This is a genomic window from Silvibacterium dinghuense (assembly GCF_004123295.1).
GTDB lineage: Bacteria > Acidobacteriota > Terriglobia > Terriglobales > Acidobacteriaceae > Silvibacterium > Silvibacterium dinghuense.
Genome location: NZ_SDMK01000001.1, coordinates 1177654 through 1196734 on the forward strand (window position 1 = coordinate 1177654; position 19081 = coordinate 1196734).

16 protein-coding genes are annotated in these 19081 nt (G+C 61.2%); 1 reads left to right on the forward strand and 15 read right to left on the reverse strand.

Annotated elements, in window-relative coordinates; all coding sequences use genetic code 11:
• Positions 1–184 precede the first annotated feature (184 nt).
• The 15 genes from ESZ00_RS04625 to ESZ00_RS04695 form a co-directional block, all read right to left on the reverse strand.
• Complete coding sequence (locus tag ESZ00_RS04625) at positions 185–811, reverse strand: hypothetical protein (RefSeq protein WP_129206984.1); 627 nt, start codon at positions 809–811, stop codon at positions 185–187.
• Positions 812–1016: 205 nt separating this feature from the next.
• Entirely contained in the window at positions 1017–2021 is a 1005-nt protein-coding gene (locus ESZ00_RS04630) for a hypothetical protein (RefSeq protein ID WP_129206985.1), read from the reverse strand.
• A 499-nt stretch (positions 2022–2520) separates the two neighbouring features.
• Positions 2521–3054, reverse strand: coding sequence for a DUF2393 family protein (locus ESZ00_RS04635; protein ID WP_129206986.1), 534 nt, complete (start codon positions 3052–3054; stop codon positions 2521–2523).
• 681 nt (positions 3055–3735) lie between these two features.
• Positions 3736–4869, reverse strand: a complete 1134-nt coding sequence (gene holA, locus ESZ00_RS04640; RefSeq protein ID WP_129206987.1) for a DNA polymerase III subunit delta — start codon at positions 4867–4869, stop codon at positions 3736–3738.
• A gap of 43 nt (positions 4870–4912) precedes the next feature.
• The gene (lptE, locus tag ESZ00_RS04645) at positions 4913–5431 is read right to left on the reverse strand and encodes an LPS assembly lipoprotein LptE (protein WP_129206988.1); all 519 of its coding nucleotides are present in this window, start codon (positions 5429–5431) and stop codon (positions 4913–4915) included.
• A gap of 82 nt (positions 5432–5513) precedes the next feature.
• Entirely contained in the window at positions 5514–5786 is a 273-nt protein-coding gene (locus ESZ00_RS04650; RefSeq protein ID WP_129206989.1) for a DUF4242 domain-containing protein, read from the reverse strand.
• 241 nt (positions 5787–6027) lie between these two features.
• The gene (locus tag ESZ00_RS04655) at positions 6028–7137 is read right to left on the reverse strand and encodes an aldo/keto reductase (RefSeq protein ID WP_129206990.1); all 1110 of its coding nucleotides are present in this window, start codon (positions 7135–7137) and stop codon (positions 6028–6030) included.
• A gap of 180 nt (positions 7138–7317) precedes the next feature.
• A complete protein-coding gene (ftsH, locus tag ESZ00_RS04660; protein WP_129206991.1) occupies positions 7318–9237 on the reverse strand; it encodes an ATP-dependent zinc metalloprotease FtsH in 1920 nt (639 codons plus the stop codon).
• A gap of 378 nt (positions 9238–9615) precedes the next feature.
• A complete protein-coding gene (locus ESZ00_RS04665) occupies positions 9616–11172 on the reverse strand; it encodes a hypothetical protein (protein WP_129206992.1) in 1557 nt (518 codons plus the stop codon).
• 13 nt (positions 11173–11185) lie between these two features.
• Positions 11186–11980, reverse strand: coding sequence for a glycosyltransferase family 2 protein (locus ESZ00_RS04670; RefSeq protein ID WP_129206993.1), 795 nt, complete (start codon positions 11978–11980; stop codon positions 11186–11188).
• 308 nt (positions 11981–12288) lie between these two features.
• Complete coding sequence (locus ESZ00_RS04675) at positions 12289–13686, reverse strand: acetyl ornithine aminotransferase family protein (protein ID WP_129206994.1); 1398 nt, start codon at positions 13684–13686, stop codon at positions 12289–12291.
• Positions 13687–14327: 641 nt separating this feature from the next.
• Positions 14328–15209 (reverse strand): VWA domain-containing protein, encoded by an 882-nt coding sequence (locus tag ESZ00_RS04680; protein WP_164981344.1) that lies wholly within the window; start codon positions 15207–15209, stop codon positions 14328–14330.
• Between the two features lie 367 nt (positions 15210–15576).
• Complete coding sequence (gluQRS, locus tag ESZ00_RS04685; protein WP_229740957.1) at positions 15577–16548, reverse strand: tRNA glutamyl-Q(34) synthetase GluQRS; 972 nt, start codon at positions 16546–16548, stop codon at positions 15577–15579.
• 61 nt (positions 16549–16609) lie between these two features.
• Positions 16610–17089 (reverse strand): GNAT family N-acetyltransferase, encoded by a 480-nt coding sequence (locus tag ESZ00_RS04690; protein WP_164981345.1) that lies wholly within the window; start codon positions 17087–17089, stop codon positions 16610–16612.
• 132 nt (positions 17090–17221) lie between these two features.
• On the reverse strand, positions 17222–18538 hold the full coding sequence (locus ESZ00_RS04695; protein WP_129206997.1) for a DNA polymerase Y family protein: 1317 nt from the start codon (positions 18536–18538) through the stop codon (positions 17222–17224).
• A 234-nt stretch (positions 18539–18772) separates the two neighbouring features.
• Here ESZ00_RS04695 and ESZ00_RS20020 point away from each other — a divergent pair, with 234 nt between their 5' ends.
• On the forward strand, positions 18773–18943 hold the full coding sequence (locus tag ESZ00_RS20020; protein WP_164981346.1) for a hypothetical protein: 171 nt from the start codon (positions 18773–18775) through the stop codon (positions 18941–18943).
• The last annotated feature ends 138 nt before the right edge of the window (positions 18944–19081 follow it).

Below are 19081 nucleotides of genomic sequence, written 5' to 3' on the forward strand. Positions count from 1 at the left end.
CTGCAGGTTCCTCCGCTACGTTCGCCTTGCGGCTCACTCCGGTCGGAATGACAATGCGCAAGATAAGTCGCTTATTTTCTGCCTGGATATAGGGGAATACGTCCTAGTTATAAACATGTCCGCTCGCGACCAGCGGGAGCGGAGGCCGAAGGCGGTATCGCCCTGCGCGAAGCAGCCACGCCTGTTACAGTGCGTCGGCCTCCAGACTTTGACGCGTGACCGAAGCCCTGGAGGCATCCTCAAGCCTTCCATCCGCGCGCCCATAGTCCAGCAAGGACAAAAACAAGGTTCCTGTGCCATAGGCAGCACTTATGGCCACGAGCCCCGCATCGTGCGCATGCAAGGCGCTTTTCATCAGCTCCACGACGCCGTAAGAGCACAGCAGTGCGGAGAGGGCATAGGGGCGCCTCAAGACCGCTCCTAGAAACCTCGCAGCGCCGATACGCGACGCTGCGAGGTGCTGGCCCAACCGGCGCAATTCATTCTGGAAACCTACCGCCGCGGCGCCGGGGATGTAGCCAAGCGGTGTCCTCACCCGATTCCAATCGACGTATCCCACATGAAAGCCACTTGCCGAAAGCAGAAGACTACCAAGGATTACGCCGGCGGCATTGATTCTGGGAGCGGCGACAGGATGGCGTGATTTTTGCCGAAGCGCATAGTCGGAAGCGATCCACAGGAAACCGACCGCGGTCTCCAGGTTCGGGTGCAGACCTCGCCTGAAGAGGAGACCTGCATTTCCAGCCATCAGGCTGATCGCTGTCACTGTGGGAGCGATACGGATCAGACGACTACGAACCACAGCAAACAAGCAGAGAACCTCGATAAAGCGACTCAGCTCTCAATTGTAAGGGAGTGCGCCTTCTGCATCGATTGCGTCCGGCTTGTATGGAATCGTTGCGTTGCTCATCGACCGGGGATCGTATCGCTATGTTGGCTTATCACCAGCTATGTATGCCTTCTGCGAAGGGTGTTTCTCGAGACCAGGCACCATTCTCAGGAGTGGCAGGCAGCCATCACTGAATCCTTTGAAGTTCTTTTTGCAGCGCCACCTTGCATTCTTGCGCAGTGAATTTGTGATTTGTCTTAGCCCCGGCATTCCATTCGGCGTTCGGCACGTTAACAACGTCTCCGTGATGCTTCTCTACAATGTCCAAACGCATATCGATCACAACACCATCTTCGTCGCATTGAAAAAAAACTCCCTCAGTGTCCAGCAGGTACATTCCCCCTTGCAGCTCATAGTGATCGCCGAAAGACTTGCCTTCCATTCCCTTGGTAAAGCTCGGCTGCTTTTCATCCATTCGCGTTCTATCAAGTACTTCCACCTCGTTCGCTTTAGGATGAATGATTAACGTCGTCGTAGTGGTGCCAGAAAGCCCGCGCTCCACATCGGTGGCAATCACTTCATCACGGCTCCATGAAGCTATGTGATAAGTCTGCGTGTCAACATTAATGCTCCCTAGTTGCGTATATGCCTGTGTCTCTGTGCAGGAATTCGAATCGTCCCCAGCATCTTTTGCTTCGGTATAGATGCAATCCAATTTGACAGCGTTTGCATCGGCAACAGGTTGCTGTCCTGGATCAGAACTGACGGGTACCCAATAGCCTTCCACATAAAGGTGGTGATAGTTACGAATTTCAGACAGATGCACATGCAAGTCGCTCTCGGTGCGGTGCCATTTTGGAGGAGCCACAAAGCCATAGGTAAGATCACTCACCACATAATTCATAGCTCCGGAGTCCTTTGGGTTTAGCGTCTCGTAAATCTGCACGCACGTATGAAGTTTGCGGCTAAAAAATGCGCGGTCAGCCTCGCCTTTCTTATCTTCTGCCGATAGTTTGGAGAGACTGTCGTTCAATTTAGCTGTGCAATATGCATCCATGTCTTGCTGAAACGTCATTTCATTTGCCGCAAGGCCATTCGGGAGAGCGTTCTGCGCTTCTTCGTCGAGACTAAGACCAAGTATTCCCACCGCCACAATCACCAATAGCGCAACACGGCCTACTGAACCCTTCATATGTCCTCCGCTCTCCTTCGGGCTGGAAATCAGCATACGGTGTCACAGCGGATTTGGCGCTCAAAATGTAAATCAGGCAAGACATCGAGTCCAACAACCCTCCTCACAATCGTTGCTGTAAGCCTCTACGCGAATCCGGTCGATCTCACTCGGTGACACGCTGATTGTCCGACGGTGCAGTTCTATAACCATGCGGTCAGCGAGGATCATGCAAAGAGAGCTCGATCTTCTCGGCGTTGGTCATAGCCACGGCTGAACATGAGTACCGTGAAGCCGGCTTCTCGCCAGACGCCCGGCGCCTGAGAATTCCACTCCTCGAACAGACCCGTCCGGCCCGCGACCAGCAGGAGAGCCGTAGAAATCAGCGCCGATCAAACAGCCTTGCGGTTTGCGCCTGTCCGAGCAGGAATCCGCAGGTTTCTCCGCTCCGCAGAACGGGAAGCCGTCCTGCTCCGGTCGAAATGACAACCTTTTTACAGAAGCTATAAGTGAATACGACTTAGTCCACTTCGATGATGCGGAGCTCGGGATATTGCTGGTTCCAGCTATCCGGCACGTGATCGAAGATCAGGCGGAATTCCCGTGTCTCGCCCGGCTTGATGGGCGCGGCCGAGACCGGCTGCGTGTCCACGTAGGGCTCGTGCGTGCGGATCAGGTTCAGCGCCAGGGTGCTCTTCTGCGCCAGGATGCCGGTGAAGTCGTGGAAGGCCACCTGCACGGTGATCCCGGTGACAGTCTTTGTCCCACTGTTGGTGATGTTGCCGTCGATGTAGGTGAGCTGCGCGCCGGCCATGTTCGAGGTCTGGCTCATCTTCACGTCGGTGATCTTCAGGTTCGCCGCATAGGGATCGGGAGCCGCAAGGCCCGCGCCGCCCGGGTTCGCCGGCTGCGCGTGGTGACTCATCACCAGCAGCCCGGCCACGACCAGGAGAATGAACACTCCGGCAATGATCCAGGGCGCAAGCGAGCGAGGCTCCTTCGCGGCCTGGTCCACGGGGCTGAGAAAGCTGTTTTGGGGGTCGCCGGAGGCCATCAGAGTGATTTTAGAGCAAAACCGGAGCAGATGAGGCTTTTACCCTCCCGCCTCCAAGCAAAGCCTGGACGGGGCACCCCGGTTCTTCTCTATTTGAGAAGGCAAACCCTCAGCTCGCGACCAGCGGAAGCGGAGACCGAAGGCGTATCGCCCTGCGCGCAGCAGGCAATGTGTCCCAGGGAGTAACAACTTTGCTTCTTTTTGCTATCACTTTGCAAAATACGCATCGAAACCGGGGCACAATACATCCAAGCAGAGTACCCCCGTCTGCAACTTGTTTGTGTTCCTGTCATGGCAGGACCGACGCAAGATTTCTGCCCGGGCAGAACCGAAATGAGAAAGCATCCTCCCCAACCCGCTCCGACCGCACTCGGTACGATACGCATGCCGCGTTCCACGCGCGAGACGTCCGATTACGTCTATCAGGTTGCGACGGTAGCCGCGGCGCTGCTCCTGCTGCTCAGCTCCGCGCTCTAGTCCGTATCCCCATATAGCCATCACAACCGGGGCAGGATAGCTTTATCGTCCTGCGGTTTGTCTCCCACCGGCGGGTTCTTGCCTGCGTAGACAGGCCGCAGGTCCCTCCACTTCGCTCACCTCCGGCTCGCTCCGGTCGGGATGACAAGGCAGTGGTAAGTTTTTTATCTCCTATGTCCTCTAGGTCGATACGACCTAGCATCCTTACAACTCCATCGCATACTGCAGACTGCCGTCTGCGGCGCCTGCGCGCGGCTCACGCGTCAGATCGAAGACCAGACGCTCCAGCACCAGCGCCTTATCCGGCGGCTGCGAGCGCAGCTCGAGATCGGCACGCGCGATCAGCCGCAGCGCGCGGGTAATCTCGCGGCTCGACTTGTAGCGGCGCGCCTGGCGGATCAGGTCTTCGGCGGCGAAGGGCGGCATGCGAAAGCCCTGCCACAATGCCTGCCAGATGGTTCGCGAATCACGCACGCGCTTTTCGAGAATCACCAGCATCTGGCGGAAGGTGCGCGCCAGCATGTAGAGGTGCCCAATGGCCGAGTCCTCGCCGCCATCCGAAGCATTGAGCAGCCCGTGCAGGAGCTTCAACGCGCGCGCCGTGTCGCGCTGCGAGATGGCGTCGGTCAGCTCATAGAGCGAGCGCTGCTTGGCGGCGAGCACCATGGTCTCCACGTCGCCGAGCGTCACCTGCTTCTTTTCTCCGGCAAAGAGCACCAGCTTGTTCCACTCGCTGGCGATCAGCATCATGTCCGCGCCCAGCGCGTCGGCCAACTCGCGCGCCGCATCCTGCTCAAAGCGCACCCCGGCCCGCTCGCTCTCGGCGACGATCCACTTGAAAGCATCGGCTTCATCCACACGCGCCAGCTCGATCACACCGCACCAGTCGCCCAGCGTCTCGCGGATGCGGTCGTAACGCGTCTTGTCTTCCATGTCCATGCGGCGGGGATCGGAGGGAATACGCAGGTGGTCGGCAATGAAAAGCACCAGGCTCTGCGGATTCGGCGCGCGGAAATAATCCTCGATCGCGGCGAACTCATCCTTTTTCGAGCCGCGCGTATAGAGCCCCTTGAGGCCGCGTACGAAGAAGACCTGGAAGGGTGCCATCAGCGACGAGGTCCGTGCGCGGTCGAGCACCTCGAAGATGCTCACCTCGGCCAGATCCAGATCGGAGAGGCAGAAGTCCCGCATCTCCGCAGGCACAAAGGCGCGGATCACCGCCTGGCGGCAGCGCTCATAGAGAAAGATTTCGTCCCCGGCCAGCACATAGCCCGGCCGCAGGCGATTCTCCTTCACTTCCGCTAGAAAACGGTCGGTCGCCGCGAATCCCGCACCCATTACAGACGCTCCGTTCGCGGCGCAAATTTGGAATCAGCGCACATCAGAAGGATTCCAGAATATCGGAGACCATGGCCTGCGCAAAGTCCCGCGAGAGACGCTGAATAGCCGCCGGATCTTCCTGAATAAACGTCACCAGATCGTCCGAAGTCTCATACTGCTGGCGGAAGAGGTAGGTGGAATTGTGGTACAGCTCGCGGTGATTGCGGTCGGTAACCACGACCTTGGCCCGCACGGTCACCTCGAAGCTCGAGGACTGGCCAGTTTCCGAGTTGTAGGTCAGCGGCACAATCGAAAACGCGGTAATCGTTCCGGTGAGCGTGGCGTCGGCATCGGCGGTGCTGCTTGGCGTGACCCGGTAGGAGGTGCGGCTGCTAAGCTCCTTCACTACCGCCTGCGTAAACTGCACCTCGACGTGGTACGACTGGCTGATGTTCTGGAAGACCGGAACCGCGAGCGTGTGCACCGTGGAGGGCAGATGCGTAGCCGAGCCAGTGGTGTGGTAGCCACAGCCGGTGAGAGCGACGAGCAGGCAGGAAAGAACAGCGAACGCGGAACGCATGCATTGCTATTGTCTCGCATTTCTTGCTCAGGGCCTTATCTCGCATTTCTCGCTCAGGGAGCGCCTGACGGCCGGGCGCTCATCACTCGGCCGTGGTCGGGTCGATGATGCTCCGTACCCGGGCCACGTGATTGGCCGGAAAGCCGCCTTTGCGGGCATGCTCGCGCACCGAGGCCTCATCCGGAGCAATGTACACGCAGTAGACCTTATCGGCGGTGACGAAGCTCTCCACCCATTGCACCTGCGGCCCCATCTCGCGGAGCACGCCACAGGAGGTCTGCGAGACGGCACGCAGCTGCTCCGGGCTGAGGCTGCCTGCCCCTGGAATCTCCCGCTCGATGATGAATTTCGGCATGGCGACCTCGTACGCGGCGGCATGATCTCAGCCGTTGCCATCCGGCCGCCAGGAGCACGTTACGCCGGAACTGCCCCCAGTAGCAAAGGAAAAGACCGACGGCCTCTGGTCTCCTCGCCTCCCGCCCAAGCGGAGCTTGGCGGGGCACCCCGGCTCACCTCCACCACGAAGCTCCCGGCTTGCGACCAGCGGGAGCGGAGGCCGAAGGCGAAACGCCTGGACGGCCAGTCCCGCGAAGCAGCTAGCGGGGCATGAGGCGGAAGAAGAGCGACTGTTTTGCGACCGGCTCGACCTTGGCTTCGAGCTCGGTCATCTGGGCCGGACTAAGCGGTGTAAAGGCACGGGCCAGCTCGGCACACTCTTCTACGTGTGCCACAGAGTCGCACCCGATGATCGCCGTGCTGAGCGGCAGCGAAAGGTTGTAGAAGAACGTCTCCCGCTTGGTGAGCGTGCCGGGAGTTGTGGCGATCGCGCCCGTTCCCTCCCAGGAGCGCTTCTGCACCTCCACCGGCGGAGGCGTCCAGCTCGAAAGGATGCGGCCGCGGGCCATCACCTTCATCCCGATCACGCCCATCTGCTTTTCGACAGCCAGGGGAAGCAGGTCTTTGGCGAAAGGATAGTGGTACTTGTCCGCAGCGTTGACGCCGAACAGAACCGTGTCGAAGGGAAAGCGACGGATGCACTCCATGAGCGCCTCGGGGCGGAAGCGGCCGGTCACGCCCAGATTGCGGACGATCTTCTGCTCCCGGGCCTCGATGAGCGCCTGGAGCGCGCCGTCCCTGGCGAAGATCTGATCCACATCCTCCTGGATGCCGACGTCGTGCAGCTGCCAGCAGTCGACGTGATCGGTATCCAGCAGCTTGAGCGAGAGCTCGATGTTCCGGAGCGCGGCGTCGCGGGTTCTCTCCTTGGTCTTGGTGGCGAGGAAAACCTTGCTCCGGCTGCCCTGCAACCCCTTGCCGAGATACTGCTCACTCCACCGCTCCGGACCACCGTAGATGGCCGAGGTGTCGAAATAATTGACTCCAAGTTCGAGCGCGCGCTGGATGATGGGCAGGGCGATGTCCATGTTGTTGGGCTTTTCCAGCGCACCCTGACCGCCGAGTCCGAAGATGGCGACCCGTGCGCCGGTTTTGCCGAGATTACGCGTGGGCATCAGGCCCTGTACCGGCTCATCTGCCACAGGCGTAGCGGCGTCAATAGGGCGTGTATCGGCAGAGAGCGTATCGGCAGGGAACGTATCTGCGAGCGCCGCGGAGGCTGACAGGCCGGCGGCAATCGAGGCTCCCGTCTTCAGAAAGGTACGGCGGTTGGAACGAGCGGCATCGGGCAACGGTTCACCTGGCTTCATCGGATCTCCAGCGTCTCGAGCGAAAGTATATGCGTCGTGCGCGACGGCTCGAAAGATGGAACCTGATGCCAATGGACTGCAGGTCCCTCCACTTCGTTCGCTTCGGCCGGGATGACAAGTTTTTGGGGGAAAGAAAAGCCCGGCTTTTCAGCCGGGCTTTTCGGTTTGGGTGGAACAACGTTATGCGGGCGACGGGCTGCCTTCGGGGAAGCTCGAACCGCGGCCCGACTCCGGACGGAGCACCTGCTGCGTGTCCCCGCTCGGGGCGCCTGCACCACCGGTGGGCTTCACCGGGGGCAGGTCCTGCCCGTCGATGATCATGCGGATTTCGTTCGCGTCCAGCGTCTCACGCTCGAGCAGGGCCAGCGACATCTTGTGCATCTTGTCGTGGTTGCCGTCGAGGATGGCGTAGGCCGAGCGATAGGCTTCGTCCACCAGGCTGCGGACTTCGCCGTCGATCTGCCGTGCCGTCTCTTCCGAGAAGTCACGATGCTGCGCGATCTCGCGGCCGAGGAAGATCTGCTCTTCCTTCTTGCCGAAGGTCAGCGGGCCGAGGCGGCTCATGCCATACTCGCAGACCATCTTGCGGGCCATTTCGGTGGCGCGCTCGATGTCGTTGCCGGCACCGGTGGTCATCTGCTTGAGGAAGATCTCTTCCGCGATGCGGCCGCCCATGAGGATGGCCAGCTGCGTCTCAAGATAGTCCTTGGTGACGGTGTGCTTGTCGTCTTCCGGCAGCTGCATGGTGACGCCCAGGGCCATGCCGCGCGGAATGATGGTGACCTTGTGCAGCGGATCGGCGTGATCGCGGAGCGCGGCGACCAGCGCGTGGCCGGCCTCGTGATACGCGGTAACGCGCTTTTCCTCGTCGGTCAGCAGCATCGAGCGGCGCTCGGCACCCATGAGCACCTTGTCCTTGGCGTGCTCGAAGTCGAGCATGGCCACGGCCTTGCGGTTCTGGCGGGCAGCGTTGAGGGCAGCCTCGTTCACCATGTTGGCCAGGTCGGCGCCGGAGAAGCCCGGTGTGCCGCGAGCCATGACACGGAGATCGACGTCCTCGGAGAGCGGAACCTTCTTGGCGTGCACGCGGAGAACCTCTTCGCGGCCACGCACGTCAGGACGGCCGACGATCACGCGGCGGTCGAAGCGGCCGGGGCGCAGCAGCGCGGGATCGAGCACGTCAGGGCGGTTGGTCGCAGCGACGAGGATGACACCGTCGTTCGACTCGAAGCCGTCCATCTCGACCAGCAGCTGGTTGAGGGTCTGCTCACGCTCATCGTGTCCACCGCCGAGACCGGCGCCGCGATGGCGGCCGACCGCGTCGATTTCATCGATGAAGATGATGCAGGGTGCGTTCTTCTTGCCCTGTTCGAAGAGGTCGCGGACGCGGCTTGCGCCGACGCCGACGAACATCTCGACAAAGTCCGAACCGGAGATGGAGAAGAAGGGCACGTTGGCCTCGCCGGCCACGGCGCGGGCGAGCAGGGTCTTACCGGTACCCGGAGGTCCGACGAGCAGCACGCCCTTGGGGATGCGGCCGCCCAGGCGCTGGAACTTCTGCGCTTCGCGCAGGAATTCGATGATCTCCTTCAGCTCTTCCTTGGCCTCGTCAACACCGGCCACATCCTTAAAGGTGATCTTCTTCTGCTGCATGGAGAGCAGGCGCGCGCGGCTCTTGCCGAAGGACAGCGCCTTGTTTCCGCCCGACTGCATCTGGCGGATCATGAAGAACCACAGCGCGCCGATGACGATGACCGGCGAGAACTGGATCAGGATGCTCCACCATGCATTGCCCTGGTTGTCCCGGATATTCACCTTGACGTGGTTCTGATCCAGGATGTCGTACAGGTGCGAGTAGTTCAGCGGAATGGTGGTGTGGAAGTTCCCGGGCTTATCCCCGGTCAGCTTTCCGTGGACCTCATTCCCACCCGTGATGGTCACATCCGAGATCTGTCCGTGCTGTGCATCCTGCAGGAACTCGGAAAAAGCAATCTCCGTGTCTGCTCCATGACCGGTGCTCCGCTGGAAGACCTGCCACAGGACCACCAGGCACGCAAAGATGAAGACCCAGAAAATGATCTGCTTGACCGTTGAATTCACGAAAAAACCTCATTTCTCATGCGGCGAACACAAAAGCCGGGAAGCCAGTGGAGCATTCCCTGATCGGAAACACTCGGGAACCGCTTTTCCGCTTTCCTACATTCGACGCCGGCAGCGGTAAGGAAGTAGCACCAGACGAACCATCTATTTACAGGAATATGAATCGCCGGGACCTCAGACACCCTATCGCTTGCCCTACATTCTACTCCCTCACTTCGGCAGCCTTTCGAGACAATTCATACTCCGGCCGGTTTTGCGCCATCCGGAAGAAGCCAGGCAGAGGCAAAGGGGAGCATTCACCTCTGCCGAGGGACGCTTAATTCATTGAAAGGAATGGAATTAACTGCAGACACGACCACCCGCCGGCCTGTATGCGCCTCAATCCTTGCGCACATAGAGCCGGTAAGCGATGGCCCGCTGTTCAAACATGGGGAACTGCCGGTCGGCATAGAGCCGGTAATGCGCACCCAGGTAATCCGCGAAAGCCGGCCATAGAGACAGCTTGTCGTACCCGAAGCGGTCACTGGGATAAAGCCCGACCGTCACCACGATCGCCCGCGGCGGATTCTGCTCCAGCTGCGACCAGAAGCGCTGCTGACTCTCAGTGACCACCGGTCCCGGCCGACGGTTGAAAACAAAGTAGTCATAGGCCAGCCCGGTCGCCTGCATCAACTTCATGCGGTAGAGCACCGTGTCGCACTCGGCCGAGGTCGCCAGGCACTGGACATGGCCGGACAGCCCGGCGCCGCCCAGCGCATTCAAGTCCCGGGTCAGACCCTCTTCGTAGTCCTGCGACCAGGGACGCTTTGCTGCCGTGCGGGCATAGAGCGGAGCCAGCACCACGCCATATCCCACCGCGCCCACGGCCACCCAGCGCATCCAGCCGCGCTGCCGCAGCGCCTGGAAGAAGACGATCCCGCACCACAGCAGCGTGAACGCGATCATCGGATAGCGATGGTAGGGCGTTCCCTTCTGCTGGTAGAAGTAGGAAAAGATGCCAAAGGCGATGCCGGTGAGCAGCAGCCGCTCCTCCCAGCTTCGCCAGCAGCGCATGGCCATGGTCAGCACCAGCGCCAGCACCGCCAGCGTCCGGAAAGACGAGGTCGAGCTGTTCATCAGCATCCAGTGCGGGTCGAAGTCGCCGAGATGCGCATAGAACGGCAGCATCTCATGCTCTTCCCGCAGGAAAAGCCCGAGGACCCCTTCATGCACCAGGAATCCTCCGACAATCGCAAATGCGATCGCCAGCCCCGCCAGTCCGAAGAGCAGCGGTGACCAGATGGACCGTGCCTCGCGCCGGAAAGCCAGCACCCCCACCGCCACCAGCAGCAGTGCCATGGGCAGAGGAATCGGCTTGATCGTCGCGGCATAGCCGGCGCAGAAGCCGACGAACAGCATCGGCCATGCGCGGCCATGGCGCAGCACCTGGAAGAGACAGGCGTAAGCCACCAACAACAGCGCAGCGATTACCAGATCGCGTTCGCCGGTTTCACCCATGCCGTCGCGGCCGTGAAAGAGTGCGAAGAGCACCGCGCTGAAGATGCCCGCGGCGCGGCTGTAAGGCCACGCGATCACCACCATCGCCGTGCCGATCACCCCGATCAGCAGGACATCGAAGACGCGCCACGCCAGATCGCTCCAGCCCAGCATCCCCAGCACGGCGAAGTGCACCAGATAGGTTCCGGGCATGTTCATCTCGATGATGTCCCGGTAGGGCTTCATCCCATGCTTCATGAGGAAGATGAGATAGCTGAGCTGCGGCGCATCGTTGACCAGCGACCAGTGCCAGGTCTTGTCGATGAAATAGCCCAGCCAGAAGAGCAGGAAGAGGCACATCGCCGCCAGCACCGCGCGCCGGACGGTCTCCGGGCGCGAGGCGGTCGTCGACGGCGCCGCGCCGGAAGGAAGCGGAAAAGAATTCGAAGTCGTTGCCACAGGGTCCCAGGCGTTAGGAAAGGAAACAGTGTTCCGGAATCGAGTAGGAGGTGAGCCGCTCTCCAGGCTCGTCGGCAAGGAAGTCCGGATTGCTCAGACCCATGGCCTTCAGCCGATAGTCGAGCGCCGTCCGCAACACACCGCAGCCGTACACCACGCTGCGCCGAAAGTTGATGGACGAAGCCTCGGGGAAATAGCGTGTCGGGCACGAGATCTCACCCACGCGAAAGCCGAAGTGAAAGGCCTGCGCGAGCATCTGATTGTCGAAGACAAAATCATCCGAACAGCTCAGCAGCGGCAGGCGCTCGAGGACCTTGCGGCTCCAGGCGCGATAGCCGGTGTGATACTCGGAGAGCTTTTGCCCCATGATCAGATTCTGCGTAAAGGTCAGCGCGCGGTTGGAGATGTATTTATAGCGCGGCATGCCGCCCTTCAGCGCACCATTGCCGAGGATGCGCGAACCGAGGGCGCAGTCATACTCGCCGCTCGCAATCAGACCCGCCATGGCGCCGACCAACCCCGGCGCGTACTGATAATCAGGATGCAGCATGACCACGATGTCTGCATCGGAGGCGAGCGCGGCCGTGTAGCAGGTCTTCTGATTGCCGCCGTAACCGCGATTACGGTCATGCCGGATTGTCTTGATGCCGAGACTTATTGCCAGCTGGCTCGTGTTGTCGGAGCTGGCATCGTCGGTCAGGATTAATTCGTCCACGACTTCCGGAGGTAGCTCACGCACCGTCCGTTCCAAAGTAAGTCCCGCGTTATAGGCGGGCAGGACGACAGCAACACGCTGCTGATGAATCATCCAAGCTCCACTTCATGTGATCAGGGATTTTTTGCCGGTATCTCCCGGCTCTTTCTCTCTACCTATGACTGACGGAAGCCATATGGTTTTGTTGCACATTCAAGGCCGTAGAAAGTCTGATTTTATGTGTGATGCATAAGGATAGCGTTTCCAGCCAGATATCTGCGGAAAACCAGGCTACCTTAAATTACAAATCGTTCATAAACAGAAGTTAGAGGATTGTTTCTCCATAGAAGAAGCCGCGCACTATCTCGGAGGAACCAGATAGTGCGCGGCTTCTGTTTTGTACTGTTTGTACTGCTTGTGACTTACTTCTGCTCGGCTTCGACCATCGCCACACACTCTTCGAAGATATCGAGAGCAACCGCCGCCTCGTGCTCGTTGAGGATGAGCGGAGGAGCGAGGCGGATCGAGGTCTCGCCGCAGCCGAGGATCAGCAGGCCGCGCTCGAAGGCCAGCTCCACGATGCGATCGCGCCACACGCCGGCAGCCTCTTTCGAATGCTGGTTCTTCACGATCTCGACACCGATCATCAGGCCGCGTCCGCGCACATCGCCTACGATGCCGTGCTTGGCCGGCCACGTCCGCAGCCGCTCCAGCATCTTCTCACCGATGGACGCGGCATTGGCAATGCCCTCGCGCTCGAGGATATCCATCGTCGTCAGGGCCGCCGCGATGGACACCGGGTTTCCACCGAATGTCGATGCGTGCGAGCCGGGCTTCCAGTCCATGACATGAGCCTTGGTCATGCAGATGCCGAGCGGCATGCCCGAGGCAATGCCCTTGGCCGAGCAGACGATGTCGGGCTCGACACCGGTGTGCTGAATCGCCCACCACTTGCCGGTGCGGCCTGCGCCGGACTGCACCTCGTCGGCGACGAGAAGAATGCCGTACTTGTCGCAGATGCGGCGCAGCTCCTGCATGAAGATCGTCGGAGCCACGACGTAGCCGCCCTCACCCTGGATCGGCTCGACAAAGATGGCGGCTACTTCCTCGGGAGGCAGCGTGGTCTTGAAGAGGCGGTCTTCGATGTAGCGCGCACACTCGAGCGCGAAGGCATCCTTCTCTTCCTGCGAGTCACCGCAGCCGCGATAGGCATAGGGATAGCGCACATGCGTCACGCCCGGCACCAGCGGCGCGAAGCGGCGGCGCTGCTGCGGCTTCGACGCGGTGAGCGAGAGTGCGCCCATGGTGCGTCCGTGAAAGGCGCCGAAGAAGGCGATCACATGCTGACGGCCGGTGTGGTAACGGGCGACCTTGAGCGCGCACTCCACAGCTTCCGCGCCCGAGTTGCCGTAGTAGAAACGATGCGGTCCTGCCATCGGCGCAATCGCGGAAAGGCGCTCGGAGAGCGTCACCAGCGACTCGTAGTAGAAGTCGGTACCGGACATGTGGATCAGCTCGGCGGCCTGATCCTGAATCGCCTTCACCACTTCGGGATGACAATGGCCGGTCGAGGTAACCGCGATGCCCGCTGCAAAGTCCAGAAACTCATTGCCGTCCACGTCTTCGACGCGGACGCCGCGGCCGCGCTTCGCAACCATCGGATAGGAGCGGGTATAGCTGGGCGAGATCAGCCGGTCGTCATCGGCCACAATGCGCGCTGCCTTCGGGCCGGGCAGCGGAGTCACCAGCTTGGGCCCGTACTGGGCGCGAACGTCGGCGGTGGTGGTAGGCTGCGTAAGGCTGGCTGTCGTGGTGCTCATACTGCGTCTCTCCTTGAATCCCTGCGGGATAGTCTGGGGCCTGCACCATTCCTATGTGGCGCGGGCAGATGGCCGAATGATTTCGTGTGAGAGAGTCTTCTTCCGGTCGCCGGGTGCTCGAGCGTACGTAGCTCAAGAGAAGCGCAGCGGCGGGCAGCGGCGACTAGGCGCTGCCGAAGAGGCTAGGTCGCGCGCTGGAAGGCAAAACACGCAGATGCTTCAGCACACGCAAATGCTTGCGAGGCGAAATCGCGCGCGCATACGCCCGGCTCCAGCTACGAGTGCTGGCGAAGATCACCGGGATGGCGGCGGACATCTGCATGGCTGACTTGTGAGGCAGCATAGCACGGGACCGGGCGTCCTGGCGAGGACCTGCCGTCCAGGCGATCCGCTCCCGTTGGTTGCGAATCCGACAGAACGCACCACCGAGAACACAAGCATAGAGGGGTTCGTGCCTTCCCACCCAAGCGGAGCTTGGATGGGGCACCCGGGTTCTCTGCTGTTTGAGAGCATGAAACCTCTGGTACGGACATGCGTGCTTCCCCACCCGCTTTATTTTCTGATGGAGTGAAAAACAAAATTTCATTCGCGACCAGCGGGAGCGCGTGCCGAAGGCAATTCGCCCTGCGCGCAGCAGCCAGTTACCGCGCCATGGCGTAGTAGCCGGAGCGGACCACGAACTTTGCCTCGCATGTGCGGCAGCGCAGCCGGATCTCATGGAATTTTCCGTCGGCTTTGAAGTTCGGCGGCAGATACGTGAGCCGGTACTGATTGCGCTGCTCGGCTTCGATCTCCTGCATGACCTTCCACGCCGCGTCCGCATCGAGGCGATAGAAGACTTTGCCGCCGGTCTGCGCCGCAAGCGTCTCAAGCATATGTTGCCCGGCCGCAATAAAGGCCGAATGCCGACTGTTGCTGATCGCATAAATGGCCGTACGCGAGCGCTGGCACATATCGACCGCTTCGCTCAGGTACACGCGGCTGGCGTTATCTTCTCCATCGCTGAACAGGACAAGGAAATTGCCCGTGGCCTCGCCGCGGAATTGGCTCCACCGGTCGCGGCACTCGCGATAGACGGTGTCATAGATCGCCGTATCCGCAATGCGGTTGGCACGCCATCCGATCTTGTCCGCGCCCGCTGTAAGAGCCGCACCGGAGTCGGTCCAGTCGGCAAGCGGAAGCACATCCTGATCGAACTGCGCGACGAAAGCCTGATCTACGCCTGGCCTGAGCAGCCGCGAGGCATACATCTGCATGATGGCGCGGTTCTCATCCAGTGAGCCCTCCATCGAAGGGCTAGCGTCGAAGAGAAAGCCGCCCCGGATGGGCAGGTCCTCGAAGGACTTGAGCATGGTGATGTGCTTCTGCACCTTGCCGTCCTCGCGCAACTCGATGTCCTTCTGAGTGAGATGTGTGAGTGGACGCCTATTCTCATCGACCGCATGAAAGGTCACGCCAATCTCATTCGCCTGCACGTGCAGCGTATAGGGCGAGGATGCATCCTGTTGCGCTGTGCCACGCAAAGCGCATGCAAGCAGAACGAGGATGAGAATCCGGACGCGACGCGTTTTGAAAAGATGCGGAAGACAAGAATCTTGAGCGGATACAGCATCGCCTTCCCACGTTTCAGAATCGAGACGTGGGGGACCCGGCTTCCTGATCCCTCCAGCGTTCTTCATGCGCTTGTTCGACGCAGCCACACTCTTTCCGTCTCACTCCCCGGGCGTGAAATCTGTTCCACCTGGAGCAGAACGGACGTTTGTGCTTCCCCACCCAAGCGGAGCTTGGATGGGGCACCCGGGTTATTTTTGAAAGCAAAATTTCGTTCGCGACCAACGGGAGCGCCACGCGCAGCGAAGGGCCCGGACGGCCAGTCCTGCGCGAAGCAGGCTAGTCACGAGGGGCGATGCGGCTCGGCATGCCCAGCAGCGCGAGGCGCAGATCATGCGGGTCGCGTCCCATCTCGCGCAGCGTACGCAGGGCCAGCGCATTGTGCCGCTTCGCCAGCCGGTTTCCATCCTTATCGCGGATGAGCGGACAGTGATACCAGCGCGGCGGCTCGAGCCCCAGCGCCTCGTAAAGCAATATCTGACGCGCGGTCGACTTCAGCAGGTCTTCGCCGCGCACCACTTCAGTGATGCGCATGGCCGCGTCGTCGACCACGCAGGCCAGCTGATAGCTCGGCACATCGTCGCGCCGCCACACCAGAAAATCGCCGAAGTCGCGCCCTGCCACGTAGCGCTGCGGACCGAAGTGGATGTCGTCAAACTCGATCGCACGCCCATCGGGCACGCGGAAACGCCAGTTCACGCCGGCAGGCTCGTCGTAAGGGCGCGGCTTCTCATCCTGATTGGAAAATCCCGCACCGGGCATTACCGGTAGCGGACGGCACGTGCCCGGATAGCGCGGCTCGTCGTCCTCGCCCCCTTGTTCCTGGCTTTCGTGGGGCGCACCGACGGCCGCAGCCAGATCCTTGCGCGAGCAGCGGCAGGGATAGATCCATCCGCCATCGCGCAACTTTCGCCATGCCTCGAGATAGAACGTGCGCCGCTTGCTCTGACTGTAAGGGCGATAGCGGCCGCCGAGCTCCGGCCCTTCCTGCCAGTGGATGCCCAGCCAGCGCAGGTCTGTAACCATAGCGGTGACAAATTCCGGCCGCGCCCGCTGCGTGTCGAGATCCTCGTTGCGCAGCACCAGCACGCCTCCGGCATCCTTTGCCCGCTGGTAGGCGGCCAGAAACGTCGCCGCGTGACCGACATGCAGCAGGCCGGTCGGCGAGGGCGCGAGGCGTCCGCGGTAGGTGCGCTGCCTGTCGGCGAGAAGTGTGAGCGGGTTCAGCATGCGGCAGAAAGTCCTCTTCATTATCTCGCCTGCACAACGAAGACACACCGGGTGCCCCATGTCTCGCATTTGAGACGTGGGATCACAGTCCGTCTGCCGAAACGCTTTCGGCCATGGTCCGTGCATCCTCCCAGACCATCCACTGCTCATGGAGTGCCTGTGCGCCGCATCTTGCGTAGAGCCGTCGCGCCACTCTGTTCGCAGGATCGACATTCACGCAGACACGGCTCAGCTGTTGCTCCACGAACCACACGCCCATGCGTGACATGAGCCGAACAGCGACATCCTCGCCGCGCCGGTGTGCGACGACGTTGATCCATTGCAGTTCACCGTCGCAGTCAAACCTTCGCGTACGATGTCCGGCGACGAACCCCACCACGCTGCCCGCATCGTCCGCTACGAAGATCGCTCGTTCCAGGAGCGCATGCTGCGGGGAGTGCTGGCCGAGCCGATAGCGGATCAGGCGCTCCATCCAGAACTCGCGCTCTCCCCATGCCGCGGCACGCAACTCCGCCATAACGGGAAAATCCGCGTCTTCGGCCATGCGCAGCACGATGCTCATGGAAAATCCTCCACAGCCCCCGCTTACCAGAGATGACAGGTTCATACTCTCCCACGTCTCAGAATCGAGACGTGGGGCACCCGGTCGTTTCCCCACTCAAGCCAACTGCGGGCTTGAATGGGCCACTGTCAATTATTCGAACAGATCCGGAATGTTCGTAAACGCGATGCGCGTCGGCGCTGCCTCCTTGGCCAGCAGCATGCTCGCCGGCATCAGCGTGGTGAGCCCGTATCGCGCGTTCAGAGAGTCCATCGCCGTGGTCAGCCGCGTGCGTTTCGACTCGCGCTCAAGATTGCCGAAGAGGTCGAGCGTATGCAGGTGATCCGGCACCAGGTTACCCAGCCATACGCCCACATAGAACGGCTTCCGATGCCGCGCATCCTTGGGACACAGCTCCCACAGCCGGCGCAGCGCCTCCACCAGCGTCTGGCTGTCCTGGCATTCGACGACCGCGGTCCCCTGCGACCATCCCTCCTGCGGGATGCCGGAAGAATGCAGCCGCTGGGCCTCGGTGCCCGGGGCTACGGTACGAGGAACCTGGAACCGGATGCCGAGCGCCACGCTCGCCGTCCACAGGCGCTCGGCGCGCAGCCGCGTCGCCGCCTTGTGCAGCAGCTTCTGCGCCACCGCATAGCAGCCCTCCAGAGTGCGCAGCTCGGGCGGAAGCACGTGGCTCTGGCTGATCGACTTCTTGTGCGCGAGCGCCGCGTCGTGAAAATCCTCGCCGCGCAACCAATACCACAGCTTCTCGCCCTGGATGCCTCCCCAGGCGGCGTTCATCCGCTCGCGGTCGAGCTTCAACAGCTCCTCCATGGTGCGGATGCCGGCCCTATGCAGCCGCTTCTCCATGCGCGCGCCGACGCCGGGCAGGTCGCGCAATTTAAGGCGCTCAAGCGCACCGGGCAGCAGGTCCGGCGTCAGCGCCACCAGCCCGTCCGGCTTCTCCATGTCCGAGGCAATCTTCGCGAGATAACGGTTCGGCGCGAGTCCGATCGAGCAGCGCAGCGTCTCACCTACCTGCTCACGCAGCGCCTGCTTGACCCGCCGCGCCAGCGCGAGCGCCGCCCGCAGCGGCTGCTCGCGGCCCATCAGGCTGGAGGCCATCTCGTCGATCGAGAGCACCGCCGACACGGGCACACACTGCTCCACCGCCTCGACGATGCGCTTGTGGTACTTCACATACACATCGTGCCGGGCTTCAATGAACTGGATGCCCGGGCAGAGCCGACGCGCTTCGGCCACCTGCGTACCGGTCTTCACCCCAAAAGCCTTCGCCTCATAACTCGCAGCGATGGCGCAGGTGGTATCCGCCATCACCGGCACCACGGCCACCGGCCGACCGCGCAGCTCCGGCCGCAACTCCTGCTCCACCGAGGCGAAGTAGGAGTTCAGGTCGAGAAAGAGCCAGCGAATGCGCGGCTCGGCAGCGGAAGGGTGCGGTTCCGGCATAGTCCATATATTCGCCTTTTATTCGCCAAAAAGGCAAGGCCGAAAAATCTTCGGCAACTCCCAATCCGGTTCACAACCCATATCTCTCGTCCGAAATCCGAATACACCTCCGCGAGCTGCGGCAAATTTCGTCGCTTTTCGTCTAACACAGTGAGATGATGGGCCTACCCCCCACCATCGCTGCCAGGAAACCATCGGTTCATTCTCAGATTCCTAGTCAGCGGAGCTGCTCTTATGTGGTTCACTCGCATGCACGACATTCTCGGACACCTGACACGGATCAGCGATTACCTGCCCGCCATTCTGATCACCCTTGGCGTGGCGGTCCTGATCTGCTGCGCGGTCGGCTGCACCTGCAGTCCGTGCAAGGAAGAGGACGACCTCTTCCATCACGAGACGCTGTAGCCTTTCAGCACCTCGGCGGCCTGCCGGGCAGCGCCGGAAGCGCATCCTGCGCACACTCTCCCTCCCTTTCTGTGCTTTTCCACACCGGCTGCATCTTTCCCTGCCCGGCGCAGCCCATGCGCAGCCCTCTATAATCCG

What these genes read in the sequence shown, in the direction of transcription:
- ESZ00_RS04675 (WP_129206994.1), bottom strand. Translation starts at nt 13,686, where the DNA reads ATGAGCACCACGACAGCCAGCCTTACGCAGCCTACCACCACCGCCGAC.
- ESZ00_RS04670 (WP_129206993.1), bottom strand. Translation starts at nt 11,980, where the DNA reads ATGATTCATCAGCAGCGTGTTGCTGTCGTCCTGCCCGCCTATAACGCG.
- ESZ00_RS04695 (WP_129206997.1), bottom strand. Translation starts at nt 18,538, where the DNA reads ATGCCGGAACCGCACCCTTCCGCTGCCGAGCCGCGCATTCGCTGGCTC.
- ESZ00_RS04650 (WP_129206989.1), bottom strand. Translation starts at nt 5,786, where the DNA reads ATGCCGAAATTCATCATCGAGCGGGAGATTCCAGGGGCAGGCAGCCTC.
- gluQRS (WP_229740957.1), bottom strand. Translation starts at nt 16,548, where the DNA reads ATGAAGAGGACTTTCTGCCGCATGCTGAACCCGCTCACACTTCTCGCC.
- lptE (WP_129206988.1), bottom strand. Translation starts at nt 5,431, where the DNA reads ATGCGTTCCGCGTTCGCTGTTCTTTCCTGCCTGCTCGTCGCTCTCACC.
- ESZ00_RS20020 (WP_164981346.1), top strand. Translation starts at nt 18,773, where the DNA reads ATGTGGTTCACTCGCATGCACGACATTCTCGGACACCTGACACGGATC.
- ESZ00_RS04655 (WP_129206990.1), bottom strand. Translation starts at nt 7,137, where the DNA reads ATGAAGCCAGGTGAACCGTTGCCCGATGCCGCTCGTTCCAACCGCCGT.
- ESZ00_RS04635 (WP_129206986.1), bottom strand. Translation starts at nt 3,054, where the DNA reads ATGGCCTCCGGCGACCCCCAAAACAGCTTTCTCAGCCCCGTGGACCAG.
- ESZ00_RS04690 (WP_164981345.1), bottom strand. Translation starts at nt 17,089, where the DNA reads ATGAGCATCGTGCTGCGCATGGCCGAAGACGCGGATTTTCCCGTTATG.
- holA (WP_129206987.1), bottom strand. Translation starts at nt 4,869, where the DNA reads ATGGGTGCGGGATTCGCGGCGACCGACCGTTTTCTAGCGGAAGTGAAG.
- ESZ00_RS04630 (WP_129206985.1), bottom strand. Translation starts at nt 2,021, where the DNA reads ATGAAGGGTTCAGTAGGCCGTGTTGCGCTATTGGTGATTGTGGCGGTG.